Origin of the sequence: Shewanella sp. SG41-3 (assembly GCF_014164545.1) — a bacterium.
Lineage (GTDB): Bacteria > Pseudomonadota > Gammaproteobacteria > Enterobacterales > Shewanellaceae > Shewanella > Shewanella vesiculosa.
This window is the reverse complement of the sequence record NZ_JACJFJ010000022.1, coordinates 1-1,236: the sequence shown is the minus strand read 5'-3', so window position 1 is coordinate 1,236 and position 1,236 is coordinate 1. Positions and strand designations below refer to the sequence as shown.

The 1,236-nt window shown below is 39.3% G+C and carries 1 protein-coding gene and 1 pseudogene; both read right to left on the bottom strand.

Translation table 11 applies throughout. The features are described 5' to 3' along the window. Positions 1-641: pseudogene (locus H5164_RS19765) on the bottom strand (flagellin); the annotation flags it as partial. A gap of 229 nt (positions 642-870) precedes the next feature. Continuing rightward, positions 871-1,236, bottom strand: a 366-nt coding sequence (locus tag H5164_RS19760; protein ID WP_259396893.1) for a flagellin, incomplete at its 5' end; no start/stop codon positions are given.

Sequence of the window (1,236 nt, the reverse complement as noted above, 5' to 3'; positions counted from 1 at the left end):
GCTGATTCGGCTAAGGTTACACCAACAACTTTACCATTAACACCAAACGTAGTGTCAGCAGCTACCGTTGAAGTTAATGCGGTATTGGCCTCAACACCAAAATCAGTACCAACTCCAGACACGGTATGGTTACCGATTTTATTCGATGCCGTTGAGCTTAATGACACAGAAATGGTTTCATTTGCACTTGAGCCTACCTGGAATTTTTGGGTACCGTAACTACCATCAAGTAGCTTTTGTCCACCAAATGAGGTGGTGTCAGAAATTCGTGTTAATTCAGTTTGTAAAGAAGATATTTCTTTTTGCATTGCTGCACGGTCATCAGAGGAGTTTGAACCGTTAGCCGATTGCAATGATAAGTCACGCATACGCTGTAAAATATTGGTCGACTCTTGCATCGAACCTTCAGCGGTTTGTGCAATCGAAATACCGTCATTGGCGTTACGCATAGCAACACCAATACCATTAATCTGACTGGTTAAACGATTAGAAATCTGCAAACCTGCTGCATCATCCTTGGCACTATTAATACGCATACCAGAAGATAAACGCTCCATAGAGGTTTTAAGACCGCTATTGGCATTATTTAAAGTATTTTGTGCCTTCATTGAAGTGACGTTAGTGTTAACTGAAATAGCCATGATTATTGCCCTCTACCTAACTTGAATAGTGCCTGTCAGTACTGTCAGGCGAGTGTTATTTTCTACATACACTGTAACGGCGCAGTATAAAAAACCTTTAGAAAATATTTTAAATAAAGAGCAAAAAAATTCTAAAAAAATAAAAAAACTATAAAAAACAAACAAAAAAACAAACAAAAAAACAGATCATAAGATCTGCTTTTTTATTCAAAGTTAACTTAAACAAGGCTTAACCTAGTAGTGATAATGCAGTTTGCGGTAACTGATTAGCCTGTGCCAACATCGCAGAAGAGGTTTGAGACAAAATCTGCTGCTTAGTCAATTCGGCTGTTTCGGTCGCAAAGTCAACATCTTGAATACGACCGCGTGCATCTGACACGTTAGACTGAATGTTACTCAAGTTATTAATGGTGAAGCTCATACGGTTTTGAACCGCACCTAAATCTGCACGTTGAGCATCGATACCACCGATTGCGGCATCAATAACATCTAGCGCATCTTGAGCACCTTGAGCTGTACCAATATCGATACTACTTACTTTATTCAATGTTGATGAACCACCAGTAGCGCCTATTCCAGTTATGTCATCAACAGA